General features: G+C 67.5%; 14 protein-coding genes. 10 read left to right on the forward strand and 4 right to left on the reverse strand.

Annotation, left to right across the window (positions count from 1 at the left end; all coding sequences use genetic code 11):
* Nucleotides 1–161: 161 nt before the first annotated feature.
* The 3 genes from Q7W51_10075 to Q7W51_10085 form a co-directional block, all read right to left on the reverse strand.
* Entirely contained in the window at nucleotides 162–2,513 is a 2,352-nt protein-coding gene (locus Q7W51_10075; GenBank protein MDO8848717.1) for a YCF48-related protein, read from the reverse strand.
* A gap of 215 nt (nucleotides 2,514–2,728) precedes the next feature.
* Nucleotides 2,729–4,363, reverse strand: coding sequence for a hypothetical protein (locus Q7W51_10080; protein ID MDO8848718.1), 1,635 nt, complete (start codon nucleotides 4,361–4,363; stop codon nucleotides 2,729–2,731).
* A gap of 30 nt (nucleotides 4,364–4,393) precedes the next feature.
* Nucleotides 4,394–5,731 carry a carboxypeptidase regulatory-like domain-containing protein gene (locus Q7W51_10085; protein MDO8848719.1) on the reverse strand — a complete coding sequence of 446 codons (1,338 nt, stop codon included), beginning with the start codon at nucleotides 5,729–5,731 and terminating at the stop codon, nucleotides 4,394–4,396.
* Nucleotides 5,732–6,306: 575 nt separating this feature from the next.
* Between Q7W51_10085 and Q7W51_10090 the strand changes: the two genes are divergently transcribed.
* From Q7W51_10090 to lipA, 10 genes are all read left to right on the forward strand, one after another.
* A complete protein-coding gene (locus Q7W51_10090; protein MDO8848720.1) occupies nucleotides 6,307–7,479 on the forward strand; it encodes a homocysteine biosynthesis protein in 1,173 nt (390 codons plus the stop codon).
* Nucleotides 7,480–7,481: 2 nt separating this feature from the next.
* Nucleotides 7,482–7,889 carry an NIL domain-containing protein gene (locus tag Q7W51_10095; GenBank protein MDO8848721.1) on the forward strand — a complete coding sequence of 136 codons (408 nt, stop codon included), beginning with the start codon at nucleotides 7,482–7,484 and terminating at the stop codon, nucleotides 7,887–7,889.
* A gap of 12 nt (nucleotides 7,890–7,901) precedes the next feature.
* Nucleotides 7,902–8,270 carry a hypothetical protein gene (locus tag Q7W51_10100; protein MDO8848722.1) on the forward strand — a complete coding sequence of 123 codons (369 nt, stop codon included), beginning with the start codon at nucleotides 7,902–7,904 and terminating at the stop codon, nucleotides 8,268–8,270.
* On the forward strand, nucleotides 8,263–10,674 hold the full coding sequence (locus tag Q7W51_10105) for a homocysteine S-methyltransferase family protein (GenBank protein ID MDO8848723.1): 2,412 nt from the start codon (nucleotides 8,263–8,265) through the stop codon (nucleotides 10,672–10,674). The genes Q7W51_10100 and Q7W51_10105 overlap by 8 nt, the downstream gene beginning before the upstream one ends.
* Complete coding sequence (locus tag Q7W51_10110) at nucleotides 10,671–11,333, forward strand: methylenetetrahydrofolate reductase C-terminal domain-containing protein (protein ID MDO8848724.1); 663 nt, start codon at nucleotides 10,671–10,673, stop codon at nucleotides 11,331–11,333. Before Q7W51_10105 ends, Q7W51_10110 begins: the two co-directional genes overlap by 4 nt.
* Nucleotides 11,330–12,196: a methylenetetrahydrofolate reductase gene (locus Q7W51_10115; GenBank protein MDO8848725.1), complete on the forward strand. Its 867-nt coding sequence runs from the start codon at nucleotides 11,330–11,332 to the stop codon at nucleotides 12,194–12,196. The genes Q7W51_10110 and Q7W51_10115 overlap by 4 nt, the downstream gene beginning before the upstream one ends.
* Before the next feature lie 6 nt (nucleotides 12,197–12,202).
* A complete protein-coding gene (locus Q7W51_10120) occupies nucleotides 12,203–13,786 on the forward strand; it encodes a metallophosphoesterase family protein (protein ID MDO8848726.1) in 1,584 nt (527 codons plus the stop codon).
* 62 nt (nucleotides 13,787–13,848) lie between these two features.
* Nucleotides 13,849–14,229, forward strand: a complete 381-nt coding sequence (locus Q7W51_10125) for a molybdenum cofactor biosynthesis protein MoaE (protein ID MDO8848727.1) — start codon at nucleotides 13,849–13,851, stop codon at nucleotides 14,227–14,229.
* A 44-nt stretch (nucleotides 14,230–14,273) separates the two neighbouring features.
* On the forward strand, nucleotides 14,274–15,668 hold the full coding sequence (gene lpdA, locus Q7W51_10130; GenBank protein ID MDO8848728.1) for a dihydrolipoyl dehydrogenase: 1,395 nt from the start codon (nucleotides 14,274–14,276) through the stop codon (nucleotides 15,666–15,668).
* Nucleotides 15,668–16,552, forward strand: coding sequence for a lipoyl synthase (lipA, locus tag Q7W51_10135; GenBank protein ID MDO8848729.1), 885 nt, complete (start codon nucleotides 15,668–15,670; stop codon nucleotides 16,550–16,552). Before lpdA ends, lipA begins: the two co-directional genes overlap by 1 nt.
* Here the strand turns inward: lipA and Q7W51_10140 are convergent.
* On the reverse strand, nucleotides 16,549–17,595 hold the full coding sequence (locus Q7W51_10140) for a diguanylate cyclase (GenBank protein ID MDO8848730.1): 1,047 nt from the start codon (nucleotides 17,593–17,595) through the stop codon (nucleotides 16,549–16,551). The two genes, lipA and Q7W51_10140, sit on opposite strands and share 4 nt — an antisense overlap.
* Nucleotides 17,596–17,616: the final 21 nt, after the last annotated feature.

Here is a 17,616-nt window from a genome sequence, read left to right on the forward strand (position 1 = left end):
ACGATCGCGACCGAATCCCATCATAGGTCGCGGCACGGCATATCGCCAGACACACCAGGGCCCGTACGGCGAACCGTACAGGCCCTGGTCCCTTCGGTCAGCAGCGCTCGGACGCTACTGACCCAGGTAGTACGCGATGCCGTCTATTGCAGACTGTGCCGCTACATCGGCAGGTAGTACGCCTCGCCCTCGTAGCGGAAGACATTCGGCCAGGTGGCGATGACCATGTCACGCTCGTCGGGACTTGCGGTGAAGAAGTGACTGCCGTTCTTCAAGTTGTAGAACCGGTAGACGGTTCCTCCGGCAACCGGCGTGTCCGACACGCTGTAGGCCGGGCCCTCAAACGTGTACACGTTCGACCACTTGGCGATCACGGTGTTCGCCTCCTCGAGGGAGACGGTGTAGAAGTGGCTGCCGGTCACCCTGTTGTAGAAGCGGTAGAGGGGCTTGGTGGCCTTGAGGCCGTCGTACTCGTAGCCCACGCCCTCGTACTTGTAGATGTCCGGCCACGTCTTGATGATGTTGATCTTCTCGTCGTAGGAGGCAGTGTAGAAGTGCGTGCCGTTCTTCATGTTGTAGAAGCGGTAGACCTTGGTGGTCTCGTACGAGTAGTTGGACATCACGCGTCCGTTGGAGGCGCACGCCCAGACGTACTCGCCGCCGACGACCGAGATATCCGACATGTTCGTGTCCATGGCGGTGCCATAGGTCCAGGTGTTGCCGCTGTCGGTGGTGTACGCGACACTGCCGTCGGAGAGCGCCGCCCAGCCAGTGGTGCCGCTCGAGAACGACAGGGCGTTTACGCTGCCGTAGTCCATGAACTCGTTGCGCTTGGTGAGGTCGACGGGTACGAGAGCGCCCCATACGGCGCCACCGTTGGTGGACTTGAGCATCGTCGTGTCGCCCGCTGCGAGGATCGTCCTGCGGGCCCCGCCGATGTACAGGGCGTTCGCGGCCGCGTAGTCGATCGCGTCCAGATCGAGGCTGCCGCCCGAACCGGTCGGGCCACCGGCGACCCAGTTGCCGCCGTTGGTGCCACCGTTGCTCGTCACGTAGACCGCGCCGTTGCGTCCTACTACGGCGCCGAGATCCGAGCCGAAGAAGTCCATGGCCATGAACGACTCAGTGCCAAGCGTAGTGGGGTTCCACGTGCCACCGCCGTTGTTCGTCCACAGCAGCCGCCCGTTACCACCGGCCGCCCAGCCGTGGGTCGCGTCGGTGAAGTAGACCGCGTTCAGCTCGTCGGTGACACCGCTCGTCTGCGGCGTCCACGAGGTCCCACCGTTGACGGTCTTGAGGATCCGGCCGTTGCCGCCGACCGCCCATCCGGTGTTGGCATCGAGGAAGTGAAGGTCGTACAGGATGCCGCCGGCGGGGGTGGGCGTGGAGACCCAGTCGATTCCGGCGTTGGTGGATTTCCAGACCCCGCTACCCGCGCACAGGTAGCCGGTGCGGAAGTCGAGGAACTGGATCGATGTCAGGTAGTCACGGGGGGCCTTCTGAGCGCGGTGGCCCCAGGTTGAGCCGCCGTCTTCGGTGAAGGTGACCTGACCGCCGACCCCGACGGCGAGCAGCTTCGTGCCGGACGAGCAGTCGATGCCCCAGATCGGCATGTCCTTGCCGTAGTCGGAGTCGTTGTAGACCTCGATGGATGGAACGGTGCCATCGGTGACCTTGCCGATGTGGTCGGGCTGGCTGTTCATGCCGCCCAGCCACACGACGTTCGAGCCACCGCCCGCGCACTCCACGGCGTACCAGGAGGTGCCTGCGGTCACCGTGTTCCAGGTGGCGCCGCCGTCGTCGGTCTTCCAGGGGCTGCCGGTGCCCGATGCGATCCAGCCGATCTGCGGATCGTCAGGGTCGAAGGAGATGTCCTCGAAGGAGACGGCGTCGCCCTTGTCGATGTGCGTCGGCCAGCTGGCGCCGCCGTCGGTCGAGACGAAGATGTCGCCGTTGGCCGAGATGACGAACCCCTTCGTAGCGCTCACGAAGTAGACCTCGGTGAAGTAGTAGTCGCCGAGGTCGACAAGCGCCCAGGTGGTGCCCCCGTTGGTGGTGCGGAGCACGTCGCCGCCGGTCGTGCACGCCCATCCAAGGTTGCTGTCGCGGAAGAAGATGCCGTGAACATCATTGGCCGTGCCGCTGGTCTGCTGCTGATAAGAGGCCCCATCGGTCATCTTCAGGATGACGCCGCCCTGGCCTGCCGCCCAGCCGTGCGAAGAGTCGATGAATGAGACCGCGAAGAGGTCCGTCGAAACGGGGCAGCTCTTCTGCACCCAGCTGTTGCCTCCGTCATAGGTCTTGATCGTGGCTCCGTTGTTCCCCACGGCGTACGCCACTTCACCGTCGGCGCTCGCCATGCTCACCGCGTTGAGCGTTTCCCCGCGCGGGAGGGGGTTGAGCCAGTGGAGATTCGTGTTGCACGCCGAGGCGATGCCCGGTGGCGACACCGCCACCATGGATGCCACCAGGATGCTGCACAGCAAAATCCGTGAGATCGCTGATCCCCGCATTGCCGAGCCCTCCTCCACGACATGGGCCAAGGCGGTCGCCTACGCGCGGCCCCTCATGAACACATCATCGGCTTACAGTGCACCACGACGCATCCCGAAGTGACAAACGGACGGGTTGTGAATCAGTCACGCCTCGCCGAGGAGCGGCAGGCCCAACGCGAAAGGCCGACGTTGTGTCGGCCTTTCGGAGGTGCGCGGCGTCTGGGGAGCGACCGTTACTGCCCGATCCAGAACGCCGGACCCTCGAAGCGGTACACGTTCGGCCAGGTGGCGATCACCATGTCGGCCTCTTCGGCGGAGGCGGTGTAGAAGTGGCTGCCGTTGCGCAGGTTGAAGAACCGGTAGACCGGCGCGCTGTTGGGGACCGGCGCCGGGTTCACGGCGTACGTCTGGCCGTCGAGCTGGAAGATGGTCGGCCAGGTGGCCAGGATGTGCGCGGCTTCTTCGGCGGAGGCCGTGTAGAAGTGGCTCGCGCTCACCTTATTGTAGAAGCGGTAGAGCGGCTGCGTGTTGTTGTTGAGGTTCGTGTAGTAGCAGATGCCCTCGTACCGGAAGACCTTCGGGTAGTTCACGATGACCGAATTCGCCTCGTCGAGCGACGAGGTGAAGAAGTGCGTGTTGTTGGTGAAGTTGTAGAAGCGGTAGACGGGGGCGGGGGCGGGGGGAAGCGCCTGACCCGTGCTGGTGAACACCTCGTAGTCGCTGCCACCGTCTGTGCCACCCGCGCCGAACCACGCGATGCGTGTGCCCGAGACGACCGGCGCGAGGTCGTCGGCACCATCGGTTGTGAGTTGTATCGTTCCCCCGGTCGGCGTCCACGCGAAGATCTCCGCGTCGGCACCGTCCGGTGCGCCGGACCAAACGACGCGGTCGCCCGACACCAGCGGCACGTTGTCCATGAACTCGAGATAGTAGGGATCTGGCACCGAGTTCGTGGTGAGCTGGACGACCCCGCCGGCTGGCGTCCAGGTGAAGATCTCTCCGTCGGCCCCGCCATCGGTGCCGCCTGCACCGTACCAGGCGATGCGGTCGCCCGACACCGAGGGGAACACGTCCCACGCGTCGTCGTCCGTCACGGACTCGAGGCCGCCGCCCGGAGTCCAGGTCACGATCTCGGCGTCCCCGCCAGTGCCGCTGTGCCAGGCGATCCTGTCTCCGGAGACAGACGCTCCATAGTCCAGGACGCTGTTCTGTGTCAGCTGCACGATGCTCCCGGCGGGCGTCCAGGTGAAGACTTCGTTGTCCGCACCGAAGTCGGAGCCTCCCTCGCCGATCCATGCTATGCGGTCACCGGAGACCTTCGGGCGCGCCTGTGAGTAGGAGTCGGCGGTCAGCTGCGCGATGCCCCCGGCGGGCGTCCACGTGAATATCTCTGTGTCCATCCCGCTGTCAGATCCGCCACTGCCGTACCAGACGACCCGATCCCCTGAGACGTCGGGGTACATGTCGTGCCCGGTGTTGTCGGTCAGTTGCACCACGCCGCCTGCTGGCGTCCACATGCGAATCTCGTAGTCATCACCGGGCCAGGCGTACCACACGATGCGGTCGCCGGACACGCGCGGTTCTGCATCATCGAGCGTATCCCGGGTGATCTGCACGACGCCACCGGACGGCGTCCAGGTGAAGACCTCCTGATCGGCGCCACCGTCGGATCCGCCGGGTGCGATCCAGGCCACCCGGTCTCCGGACATCGACACGAACATGTCGTTCACGCCGTTGGCCGAAAGCTGCGCTAAGTCATACACGAGCGCGCTCGCCGGCGCAGTGCTCGTCATCATCGACATAACGACGCTCGCTGTGGCGATGATGGCCACTATCCGTCGTGCACCGAGTTGCCGCACATGCCTCACGGTGAACCCCCTGTTCCGAGAGATCTTTGGTTACTGGCCGATCCAGAACGCCGGACCTTCGAACGTGTAGATGTGGGGCCACGTGGCGATCACCGTGTCGGCCTCTTCGGCGGAGGCCGTGTAGAAGTGACTGCCGTTCGTGCGATTGAAGAAGCGGTAGACCGGCACGCTGTTGGCCACGGGGGAGCGGCTCACCGAGTAGGTGGGGCCGTCGAACGTGAAGACGTGCGGCCATGTGGCGATCACGTAGTTCGCCTCATCCAGGCTTGCGGTGTAGAAGTGGCTGCCGCTGTTGCGGTTGAAGAAGCGGTAGAGCGGCTGCGTGTTGTTGTCCGGGTTGGTGTAGTACGCCACGCCCTCGAACTCGAAGATGTCGGACCACTGATCGATGACGTTGTTCGCCTCATCCTCGGATGGCGTGAAGAAGTGCGTGCCGTTCGTGAAGTTGAAGAAGCGATAGACGGGCTGCGGCAGCCTCGTGAGCCGGATGTTGATGTTCGGGGTGTTCGTGGCGCTGGCAACCGCCACGTCGCCGGGGTAGTAATCGGGGATGATGGTCCAGCCGCTGTCGAAGTTGTTGGGCCACGTGCTGAAGGTGACGAGGTAGCTGCCAGCAGGGAGCCCGGTGATGCTGTACGCGCCGGATCCGTTCGTGCGCGCGAACCACGTGCCCGAGTCGTCCTCGAGCGAGGCGCGCACCCACACGCCCGAAAGCGGCGCGTTGCCCGGCCCGGTCACCACGCCTGAGATCGAACCGGTGCCGCTACCCAGCTGTAGTCCCCCACTCACATAGCCGAATGTCCCCTCGAACATGAGGGTCGCCGGGTATCCGCTCTGGATGGCGGCGCGCTCGGTCTCACTCGCCGTCAAGAATTGGCTGTTCAGGCCGGGCCCTAGGAACCGGTAGATCGGGATCTTGCCGGTGCCGGGAGCCCAGGACAGATAGAACGCGACCCCTTCGCTCGTGAAGCGGGTTGGGTAGTACGTGAGAATCTGATTCGCCTCGGCGAGACCCGCGTACAGGAACGTGTCGGTCTCGACATTGTGCATGCGATAGATTGCCGCCGTGTCGACCGCGGGATCGTAGAGGAACGCGACGCCTTCATACAAGTAGACGTCCCAGTAGTTATTGATGATGTCGATCGCTTCGGCCAGATTCGCCGTGTAGAGCGTCGCGCCGTTGTACATGTCGGAGAAGCGGTACACCGGGACGTAGTTCGGCGTGACGCTGGCCGACATCTCGGTGTCGCCGATGGCCTTGCCGGCAACCGCGCCAGCCACGGAGGTGCCCTGTGCGAACACTGGTGCCGGAATCATCGCCGCAAGCGCGATGAGCGCGACAAGCAGAACTAACGTGCGTCTCTTCATCGGATCATGCCCCCCAACGGTACCGAATGGACTCAGTCTTGGGACTTCGCCGTCGGGCTGGGTGTTCCTGCCATTTCGCTTATGTGACATTGTCTCACCGGGTGCGCATGCTGCGGGGCGGGCCTGGTGCGTGTCTGCGCGGTTACTTGGGCCTGACCGAACGAGGGCTTTCGCCCTTGACACCCCCACCGCTCGCCCCGTACCTTTGTGCGACAACTTCACAGTCGCCTGTGAAGGGGATGAGTACGCGCACTCGAGTAGGGCTCCAGAGAGCCGGAGCAGCTGAGAACCGGCGCCCGAAAGAACGCGGAACATGGCCCCTGAGGCATCCGGAGGAAACGCGCTTCTAGCGGAGTAATGCCGGACGGACGCCCCCGTTATCGTAGGCTGCATGAGCATCGGACACCGTCGGCGAAGATCTCCCGCCCGCCGGCAACCACCACCGTCCCGTGCTCGAGAAGAGGTCACGAGTACTCGTGACGAAGTCGGGTGGTACCGCGAAAGAGCCTGAGCGCCTTTCGCCCTGACGAACAGTCCGGGCGGGAGGTGTTTTTTCATGTTCGGAGGTAGGTCGTATGGCCAAGAGCTGGGAAGAGATCAATGCGCGCATCGCGAGCGGTGAGGCAGTCGTCTTCACCGCCGAGGAGTTCGCGTCGCTTGCCGCCGACGAGGGGGTGAGCGCAGCCGCCAAGAGGGTGGACGTGGTCACCACCGGGACGTTCGGCCCGATGTGCTCCTCGGGGGTGATCCTCAACTTCGGGCACTCGGACCCGCCGATCCGCATGGCCGAGGTCTGGCTGAACGACGTTGCGGCCTACGGCGGCCTGGCGGCGGTGGACACCTACCTCGGCGTGACGCAGCCGAGCACCACGCGCGGGCTTGAGTACGGCGGCGCGCACGTGATCGAGGACCTGTTGCGCGGGCGTGCGGTGCGACTGCGCGCGACGAGCCCCGGGACCGACTGCTACCCGCGTACGGAGATCGACACCTGGATCACGCTCGACGACCTGAACCAGGCGTACTTCTTCAACCCGCGGAACGCCTACCAGAACTACGCCGTGGCCGTGAACACCACCGACCGGGCGCTGCACACGTACCTCGGCACGCTGCTGCCGCGGCTCGGCAACGCCACGTACTGCTCGGCGGGGGCGCTTTCGCCGCTGCTGAACGACCCCACGTACCGCACGATCGGCGTCGGGTCGCGCATCTTCGTGGCCGGTGCGCCGGGCTACGTGGCCTGGGAAGGCACGCAGCACAACCCGCACGCCGACCGCGACGAGCATGGCGTGCCCGTGCGGCCGGCAGGCACGCTCGCGGTGATCGCCGACCTCAAGGCGGCTTCGCCCGAGTTCTTCTCGGCGGCGAGCTTCACCGGCTACGGCGTCTCGAGTTTCGTCGGGATCGGCGTGCCGATCCCCGTGCTCGACGAGGAGATCGCGGCCACGCTTGCGCTCACCGACGCGGACATCACCGCCACGATCTACGACTACGGTGTGGCCGGTCGCTCGCGCCCGTCATTCGGCACGGTCAGTTACGCGCAGCTGCGCACCGGATCGATCACGGTCGAGGGCAAGAAGGTCCCGACCGGGCCGATCAGCTCTCTTCCCAAGGCGCGGAAGATCGCGGCCGAACTGAAGCGGTGGATCGCCGAGGAGCGCTTCGCGATCGCCGAGCCGCTGCAGCTGCTCCCGCAGGTGGGGAGCCAGGCGCAGAAGCCGCTCGACATCAGGACAGGGGAGGCGATCTAGCCATGGCCCGCAAGAGACTCGACCTCACGTTCCCGCCCCGGCAGTCCCTGAAGCCGGTCATCTACCACCTCGTGAAGGACTACGATCTCGTGCCCAACATCCTGCGCGCTCAGATCCACCCCGCGCAGGAAGGGCGCATGGTGCTCGAAGTCACGGGCACCAAGGAGGACTTTGCGGCCGGCGTGGCCTTCCTCGAGGGTCAGGGACTGATCGTCAACGAGGCCGCGAGCGACATCGTGCTCGATGAAGAGCGCTGCGTGAACTGCGGCCTGTGCACGGCGGTCTGCAAGCCCGACGCGCTCACGCTCGACCCGGAGGCGCAGACGCTGTGCTTCGACAAGGACAAGTGCGTGTACTGCGAAGCGTGCGTGATAGCCTGTCCGCGCAGAGCGATCACGCTCACGTTCTAAGAGGGGACGAGGATGCCTCAGCTCGCGTTCGTGCAGGTCATGGCGGTGGCGGCCTTCGCCGCGATCCTCGCGGTCGTGCTCGCCATGCCCGTCAGCGCGCGCCTCGGCCACCGTGCCGGCAGGGTGCTCCTGCGCACGAGTCTGATCGGCGTCCTTGCCGTCTTCGCCGGCTCTCTGGTGTGGGGATCGTCCACGGGCGACCTCGGCAGGTTCAACGCGCGGGAGGGTACGAGCGCCTGGCTCCAGCTGGGAGCGTTCTTCGGCATCGTCTACGGGACCGGCTACCGGTTCGTGTCCATGTACATCGCCGACAAGGCCGCGCGTGCGGCCGAGGCGAGCGGCGCTGCGGCGGCAGCCGGGGAGGGTGATACAGATGCCTGATATCGCACTGCGGCTCGGCTGCGAGGTGCTCGTGCTCGACGGCGCGATGGGCACGATGCTGCAGAAGCACAACCTGCCGGCTGAGCAGTCGTTCGTGCAGCTCAACATCACGGCACCCGACCTCGTTATCGAGGTCCATCGCCTGTACAACCTGGCGGGCGCGGACTGCGCCACCACGAACTCCTTCGGCGGGACGCGTATCAAGCTCGACGCGTACGGGCTCGGCGACCAGGTGGAGGAACTCAACCGCGCCTCGGTGCGTGTTGCGCGAGCGAGCGGCGCCACGCATATCCTCGGCGAGCTGGGTCCCACGGGCCATGTGCTCGAGCCGCTGGGGAGCGTACGCTTCGACGAGCTGTTCGACGCGTTTGCCGAGCAGGCGGCGGCGCTTGCCGCGGAGCGGCCGGACGCGATCCAGATAGCCACGATGACCGACATCGCCGAGGCGCGTTGCGCCGTACTGGCGGCACGCTCGGTCACCGACCTGCCGGTGTTCGTGACGTGCACCTTCGGGCTGAGCGGCCGCATGGATCTCTCGGGCACCGACCCCGAGACCGCCGCGGTGATCCTCGAGGCTGCGGGCGCCTCCGTGGTCGGGATGAACTGCGGCCTCGGCCCCGAGCAGATGCTGCCGCTTCTGGAGCGGATGGCGCGCGCCACGACACTCCCGATCATCGTGCGGCCGAACGCGGGCCTGCCCCGGCTGGTGGACGGCAAGACGGTCTTCCCGGGCACCGCGCTCGAGATGGGCCAGTACGCCGCGCGCTTCGTGTCCGCCGGCGCGTCGCTCGTGGGCTCATGCTGCGGTTCCACGCCCGAGTTCACGGGCGCCATCTTCGACTTCGCCAAGGGACGCCCCCTGGCCGTGCGTGAGGCGCCGCCCGCGGGCGTGACCGTGGCCGGACCGCGCGGCGTGGTGCGCATCGGTGGCGGGCGTCCGCTCGTGCGCATCGGCGAGCGCATCAACCCCACCGGCAAGAAGCGCCTCGCCGAGTCGCTGCGCGCGGGCACGCTCGATGTGGTGCGCGAGTACGCCATCGAGCAGCAGGACGCGGGGGCGGACCTACTCGACGTGAACGTGGGCGCCGCCGGCGTCATCCAGGCGGACGTCCTGCCGAAGGCGGTCCTCGCGCTCGCCGGGCTCGTGGACCTCCCCTTGGTCCTCGACACGACCGATCCGGCGGCCCTCGAGGCCGCCCTCAAGGTCTACCCGGGCCGCGCGCTCGTGAACAGCGTGAGCGGCGAGGCACGCTCGATCGCCTCGGTGCTGCCGCTTGCCGCGCACTACGGCGCGGCCGTCGTGGTGCTCGCGCTCGACGACAGCGGCATCCCGCACGCAGCGGACGCCCGCGTGGCGGTCGTAGAGCGCGTGCGCGAGGCTGCGCATGCCGCGGGACTCACCGACCGCGATCTCGTCGCCGACACGCTCGTGCTCGCCGCTGCCACCGAAGAGGCTGGCGCGAGCGCCACGCTCAAGGCGATCGCGGCGGTGAGCCACGACCTCGGCCTCGCCACGCTCGCCGGTGTGAGCAACGTGAGTCACGGCCTGCCGGGTCGGCCGCTGCTCAACGCGCAGTTCCTCGCGATGGCGGTCCACTCGGGCCTGACTGCTGCGATCGTGAACCCCTCGGAGACCGTGGAGCTCGACGCGCCCACCGCTTCGGCTGCTGCCGACGCGCTCCTTGGCCGTGACGTGCGCGCCGAGGGGTGGATCGCGCGTGTAGCTGCCTCGGATGGCGGCTCTGTGCCGGCCGCGCGGGTCACGACCGGCACGACGGCCGAGCGTCTCGGCCTCGCGATCGAGCGCGGCGACGCGGACTCGGCTCCCGGGCTCGTCGACGAGCTCATCGCCGGCGGTCAGGGCCCGCAGGCGGTCATCGCGCAGGTGCTGACGCCCGCCATCCAGCGCTTGGGCGACGCGTACGGCCGCGGCGATGCCTTTCTGCCGCAGCTCATCGCCGCCGCCGATGCCATGCGGGCGGCCGTCGAGCGCGCGAAATCGCACCTGCCCGAGGGCTCGGCCACGCACGAGGGCCGCGTCGTCTTCGGCACGGTGAAGGGCGACATCCACTCCATCGGCAAGGACATCTGCGTCTCGATGCTCGAGAGCCAGGGTTTCCTCGTGGACGATCTGGGTGTGGACGTGGCACCCGAGTCGTTCGCCGAGGCAGCAAAGGCCGCGGATGCGGTCTGTCTCTCGGCGCTCATGACCACCACGCTGCCGAACATGGAACGCACGGTCGCCGCGGTGCGCGAGATCGCGGCGGTGCCGGTGCTCGTGGGTGGCGCGGTCGTGACACGCGACTTCGCCGAAGGGCTCGGCGCAGGGTATTCTGAGGACGCACCGGGGTGTGTCGCCGCCGTGCGAGACGCGATCGGCCGCCACAAGGGGACGAGCAGATGATCATCACCAGGCCGCGAGACTGGTCGCGCATCAAAGCAAACCTCGAGTCCATCGGCGCCAGGCGCGTCTTCCTCATGGGCTGCGGTCAGTGCGCGACCGTGGCGCATACCGGCGGCGAACCCGAACTCCGGGAGATGGCCGAGCGCATGGCCGAGGTGGGCGTGGAAGTCACCGGCTGGACGGTCGGTGAGGTGACCTGCCATCTGAACGGCACGAGGCTCGAGAGCCGCAAGCATCAGGAGGCCATCGACGCTGCGGACGCAGTGCTCGTGCTCGCGTGCGGCGCAGGCGTGCAGACCACTGCCGACGCCATCGGCAAGCCGGTGTTCCCGGCACTCGAGTCGCTGTTCCTCGGCACGGTCATCCGCAACGGCATCTTCGAGGAGCGCTGCCAGACCTGCGGTGACTGCGTGCTCGACCAGACCGCAGGCATCTGCCCCGTCACGACCTGCCCGAAGGGGCTCTTGAACGGCCCATGCGGCGGCATGTGGGACGGCATGTGCGAGGTGCTCACCGATCGTGAGTGCACGCACGTGCGCATCCGCAAGCGGCTTGCCGAGCAGGGTCGTGCGAGCAAAGGGACGCTCGCTCCTAAGGACTTCTCGACGGCGCTCAAGCCCGGCGCCGTGGACATCCACGACCGGAAGGCCGAGCGATGAGTCGGCTTCGCGACATGCTCGAGGCCGGGGAGTTCGTCGTCACCGGCGAGGTGGCGCCGCCCAAGGGCGCCGACCTCACCCACATGCACGCGGCGGTCGACTTACTCGCGCCGCACTGCCATGCGCTCAACGTCACCGACAACCAGGGTGCGAGCCTGCACCTGGCGAGCCTCGCCGCCTCCAAGGCGATCCTCGACCGGGGGATCGAGCCGATCTTCCAGCAGACGTGCCGCGACCGGAACCGCCTCGCGCTGCAGAGCGACCTGCTTGCGGCCTGGTCGCTCGGTCTCGAGAACGTGCTGATGGTGACCGGCGACGATCCGCGCGCCGGCGATCACCCGAACGCGAAGGGCGTCTTCGACCTCGACTCCACCCAGCTTGCGCAGGTGGCGGTGGGGATGAACGAAGGCCACGACATGATGGGCCACGAACTCAAGGGTTCGACCGGCTTCTACATCGGCGGGGCGATGTTCCCCGAGGCCGAGCCCTGGGACGTGCAGCTTGCGCGCACCGAGCAGAAGATCGAAGCCGGCATCCGCTTCTTCCAGACGCAGGCCATCTTCGACATGGCTAAGCTCGAGCGTGCGGTGGAGGCCGTGCGCCCCCTCGGCGCCAAGATCATCGCGAGCGTGCTGGTCATCAAGAGCCCGGGCGTGATCCGGTTCGTGAACGAGCATCTCGCCGGACTCATGATTCCCGACGCGATCGCCGATCGCATTCGCGGCGCCGAGGACCCCGCCGAGGAGGCGATCCGCCTCGCCGCCGAACAGGTGCGCGAGATCCGTCAGATCGCCGACGGGGTGCACGTGATGCCGCTCGGTCTGGATCGCGCGATCGGGCGCATCCTCGGCGAAGGAGCGTAGGCCGGCATGCGTCGCATCGCACTCTACAGCGATGTGCACGCGAACACGCTCGCGCTCGAGGCGGTTGTGGCAGCCATCGCCGCCGAGGGAGTCGAGGAGCGCTACTGCCTCGGTGACCTCGTGGGGCTCGGGCCGCGTCCCGAGGAGGCGGTCGCGCTCGTCCGCTCCTACGGTGACCGGGTCGTCCAGGGCAACTACGACCGCGCCATCGGGTCGCACCTGCGCAGCCCGGGCAGTGACTTCCCCACGCCGCAAGAGGCGCTCGACGGTGCCGAGGCGTACGCTTTCACGATCGCCGAGGTCGGGCGCGCCAGTGCCGAGTACCTCTACGCATTGCCACGCGACATCACGATCAATGAGGGCGGCACACGTATCGTCCTGTGCCACGGCACGCCGCGGTTCGTGAGCGAGATCGTTGCGTCCGACGCGCCTGCACCGCTTCTGGTGGCCCTCGCGCGGGAGGCCGAGGCCGATGTCGTCTGCTGCGGGCACACGCACGTGCCTGTGCATCGTTCCGTCCCTTCCGAAGACGGCGTCGTCCACTGGGTGAACGTCGGCTCGGTCGGTCGTCCGAGGGATGGCGATCCACGGGCGGCGTGGGCTGAGCTCGTGCTCGGCACGCAGGAGGAGGTCCTCGGCCAGGCGCATGCGGACACGGCGTCGCGGCGTATCGGGCAGTCCGAGGTGTGGCTGGGCGTCGTCTTCCATCGCATACCGTACGATGGCGATGCGGTGGCCCGCGACATGATCCGCCACGCGCTACCCGCGACGCTGGCGGCGGGCATCAAGATCGGTCTTGAGGGCCACGACGCGGAGCAGGCCGCGGCGCGCCGGGCCGAGCAGGCGGCAGGTCCGCAGGCATCGTCGGGCGATGCTCCGGACGATGAAGACCCGTTCACATGCGGGCACACGCCGTCCGAGCACTGCGCGTGTGTGCTTGAGGACCGCATCGCGGCGTACGAATCGCTTGCGCGCATGTACCGCGGCGCTCTCGCCGAGGTCTCGCCCGCGGCGCGTCGCCTGCGCAGTGCGATACGGAGCTGTCGCATCAACCGCAACGTGAACGAGGCGGCCATCCTTGAAGCGTTCCAGAGCGCGGACATCGCGCTTCGTACCTCCGACGGTCGTGCAGCGTTCGAGGCTGAGCGCGACCGGCTGTACGGGCTGGAGTCCGGTTTCGATCCGTTCGTCCACGTGCTCTCGCCCGAGGAGGGCACGTACGTCTCAGGCGACGTTCAGGGCCACCTGGCGCTCATAGAGGCCGCATACGCCGAGGGTGTCTTCACTGCTCCGGAGGTCCGGAACGGACTGCACCCGCCCGATCACATCTCCTCCGAGCTCGACTTCGTCGCACACTGCCTGCGCGGCGCGGCGGCCGGCGACCCCCGGGCGCGTGACCGCGCCCACGACTTCTTCGCGACACACCTCGCCGAGTGGGCGGTGCTTTTCGCGGTGGTCGTGGGTCAGCAGGCACGCGAGCCGGTCATGCGCTTCGCCGGTCTGGCGCTCGACAAGTTCCTCACCTGCGAGGGCGCGATCTTCCGTCATGCGGTGCCCGAGCACTGCTATCTGCGCACCCCGCATCCGTAAGGGCTGCCGATGTCGCGTGGTATTATTCGCGCATGTCGCGCCGCCGACGAGAGGGGTCGACCATGAGCGATCAGCAGCGGCCGAGCCTGGACGCTTGGCTCGCCGAAGTGAAGCGTGAGGCGGGTGCCGCAGGCACGGGCATGTACCTCTGCCACAACGGCGTCGTGCGTTCGTACTCCCGCGATGGCCGCCCCGTGGTCTCGATGGATCTCAGCGTCGACCGCGAGCGCCTTGAGGAGATCGTCACTACCGCCCGCCTGATGGAAGGCGTGACGGTGGTCCGCGCCTGGGTGAACGAAGGTCATCTCGAGGTGGGGGACGACATCATGTACGTCCTGGTCGGCGGCGATATCCGCCCGAACGTGCTCGAGGCGCTCACCGCGCTCGTGAGCATGATCAAGAGCGAGGTCGTCACCGAGGCCGAGCACCGTCCGGAACCGTAGAACCCGCCGCCACGCACGGGCGGTCAGTCACGAAAGGCAGCATCATGCACATCGTCGTCCTCGGAGGCGGTCCCGGCGGCTACAGCGCGGCGTTCGAGGCTGCACGCCTCGGCGCGGAGGTCACGCTCATCGAGCGCGAGCGGCTCGGCGGCACGTGCCTCAACTGGGGCTGCATCCCTACCAAGACCATCCTGCGCTCGGCACACATCGTCGCCGACACGCGCGATGCCGCCACCTTCGGCCTCAACGCCGCGGTCGCCACCGCTGACATCCCGGCACTGCGCGCGCGCAAAGAGGCGGTGGTCGACGAGCTCGTGGGACAGGTCGAGTCGTCGGCAAAGCGGCTAAAGATCCGCATCGTCTACGGCGCAGGCAGGCTCGTCGGTCCCAAGTCGGTCGAGGTCGCACTCGCCGATGGCACGGCGGAGACCATCGAAGGCGATGCGCTCATCCTCGCCACCGGCTCGGCGGTCTTCAAGCTGCCGACCATCGACCACGAGCTTGAAGGGGTCTGGACGAGCGACGACGCGGTCGCACTGCGCGAGATCCCCAAGAACGTCGTCATCATCGGCGGCGGCGTGATCGGGCTGGAGTTCGCCTGCGCGTACGCGGCGTTCGGCAGCGTGGTCACCGTCGTCGAGCTCATGGACCAGGTGCTGCCCGGCAACGACAAGCGCGTGGTGAAGCAGACGCAGACCGCGCTTGAAGAGATGGGCGTCGCCTTCCACCTCGGCGACGCGGTCGAGCGCGTCGAGCGCGTGGGGGATCGGATGCGCGCCACGCTGCGGAGCGGTGTCGTGCTCGAGAGCGACATCGTGATGAGCGCCGTGGGCCGCATCCCCAACTCGGCGGGGCTCGGCTATCCCGAGGCCGGCATCGAGATGGACCGTGCCGCGGTGAAGGTAGACGAGTACTTCCGCACCAACATCGACGGGGTCTACGCGATCGGTGACCTCATCGGCGGCATGATGCTCGCGCACGTGGCCGAGGAGGAGGGCGTGGTGGCGGGGCGCAACGCGGTGGCCGAGCTTTCCACGGTCGGCGCCGAAGCGCATCTCGAGAGCATGCGCTACGACTGCATCCCGGCCTGCGTGTACACATTTCCCGAGGTGGCGGTCGTGGGCAGCGGTCGCGACGCGGCCAAGGAACGCGGCGTCGACGTGGTGCAGGCGGTGGCCAAGTTCGCCGCCAACGCGAAGGCGCTCGGCGAGGGCGAAAGTGACGGTTTCGTGCAGATCGTGGCCGAGAATGGCACCGGGCGCATCGTCGGCTGCCAGATCGTCGGGCCGCACGCGGTCGAGACCATCCACGAGGTCGCACTTGCCATGAAGCACGACATCTCCGTGCGGCAGGTCGCCGAGACGGTGCACGCACACCCCACCGTCTCCGAGGTCATCCGCATGGCGTGCGCCGACGCGGCCGGGAAGTGCGGCTGCTAGTGCCCTACGAGCACGGGGGCTCGGCCAAGCGGCTGCCCGCATGGCTCCGAAGGCCGATCGCGCACGCGGGCGAATACCGCGCCGTCGAGGGGCTGCTCGACGAACTGCGCCTGGCGACCGTCTGCCAGGAGGCCAAGTGCCCCAACCGCGGCGAGTGCTACGCGAGCGGCACGGCCACCTTCCTGATCGCCGGCGACGCCTGCACGCGTGGCTGCCGGTTCTGTGCCGTGGAAACGCGCGCTCCGCTGCCGCTCGATGCCGACGAGCCTGCGCGTGTTGCCGAAGCGGTCGCGCGGCTCGGGCTGCGTCATGCGGTGGTCACCATGGTCACGCGCGACGACCTTGCCGACGGCGCAGCGGGACACGTGGCGGCCACCATCGCGGCGATTCGTAGCGCCGCGCCGGACGTTGCCGTCGAGGTGCTCGTGAGCGACTTCGGCGGGGACGAGGCCGCGATCGACACCGTCACCGACGCACGTCCCGACGTCTTCAACCACAATCTCGAGACCGTTCCTCGCCTGTACGCCGACGTGCGTCCGGGTGCGAGCTACGAGCGCAGCCTCGGCGTGCTTGCGCGTGCGAAGACGCGTGCACCACAGATGCCGACGAAGTCGGGACTCATGCTCGGCCTTGGCGAGACGCACGACGAGGTCCTCGCGGTGATGCGCGACCTGCGTGCCGTCGGCTGCAGCTACCTCACGCTCGGCCAGTACCTGCGTCCGAGTGCCGCACACCTGCCGGTCGCCGAGTTCGTGGTGCCCGGAGAGTTCGCCGCGTTCGCGCGCGAGGGCAGGGCCGTGGGCTTCGCGGGCGTCGCGAGTGCGCCGTTCGTGCGCTCGAGCTACCACGCCGCCGAGCTGGCCGAAGGCGAGTCGGGGCGCTAGGAGGCGCTGTCGACGCTCGCGGGCGGGGCGGCGCAGTTGCGACCGGTCGACTTGGCCGCATAGAGCGATCGGTCTGCTGCCGCGAGCAGCGTCTCGATGCGCCGGGGCGGCGAGCCTGCCGGATCCTTCGCGACCACTCCGCCGATACTCACCGCGAGCGGGATCGCCTGGCCGTCATCGGTGCGTACGTCGAGCAAGCGTACCGTGTCCGAGATGCGGTTACACAGTTCCGCGTACTCATCGGTGTCGGTCTCGGGAGCGATCACCGCGAACTCATCGCCGCCGTACCGGATCACCAGATCGGACGCCCGGGTCGCCGTGCGCAACGCGTGAGCCACTGCCTTCAACGCCTTGTCGCCCTCGGGATGTCCGAAATGGTCATTGACGGACTTGAACCGGTCCACGTCCACCAGCATGACCGTGAGGGCGTGACCGTACCGTGCCGACCAGGCGGCCCACTGAGGCAGGTGCGTCTGTAGGGCGCGCCGGTTGTAGAGTCCGGTGAGCATGTCGTGCGTGGCGTACACAGCAAGACGCAGGTTGTCGCGCCACGTGCGCGACAGCGTGGTCGCGAGCAGTCCGGCGAGTGAATCGGGCGTGTAGTGGTCACCGATCGCGTCGACGAGTCGCTGCAGGTGCGCCTGGTACGCCGAGTGGCGCCGTTCGGCCTGGCCCGGCTCCGTGAGGTCGATGAGCTCGCTGAAGACGGGGTCGATCATATAGAACTCGAGGCGGGCGGCGAGTGCGAGCATGCCGTCGATGTCCAGCTGCTCGAGGTGCACCGGTTGGATCGCCTCGAACTCGCCGTCGAGGGCGCGCAGACGGTCCATCAGCTCGCCGGTGTCGTTCACCAGGTCGGGGAGCAGGCCCTGTTCCCACGCGTTCATGAGGCCCTGCCACCAACTGGTGTGCTCCGCCTCGTCCTGTCCGAGTCTCACGAACGTGGACTGGAGCTCGGGCTCCGGGCAGGCGGACGCGAGCTGAGCGTACAAGCTCTCCGCGTGACGGTCCATCCGAACGCACAACTCGAGGATCTCGCGCACGGCAATGCCCCCTCATGGCAT

The organism is Coriobacteriia bacterium (assembly GCA_030652115.1).
Taxonomy (GTDB): Bacteria; Actinomycetota; Coriobacteriia; order Anaerosomatales; family Anaerosomataceae; genus UBA6100.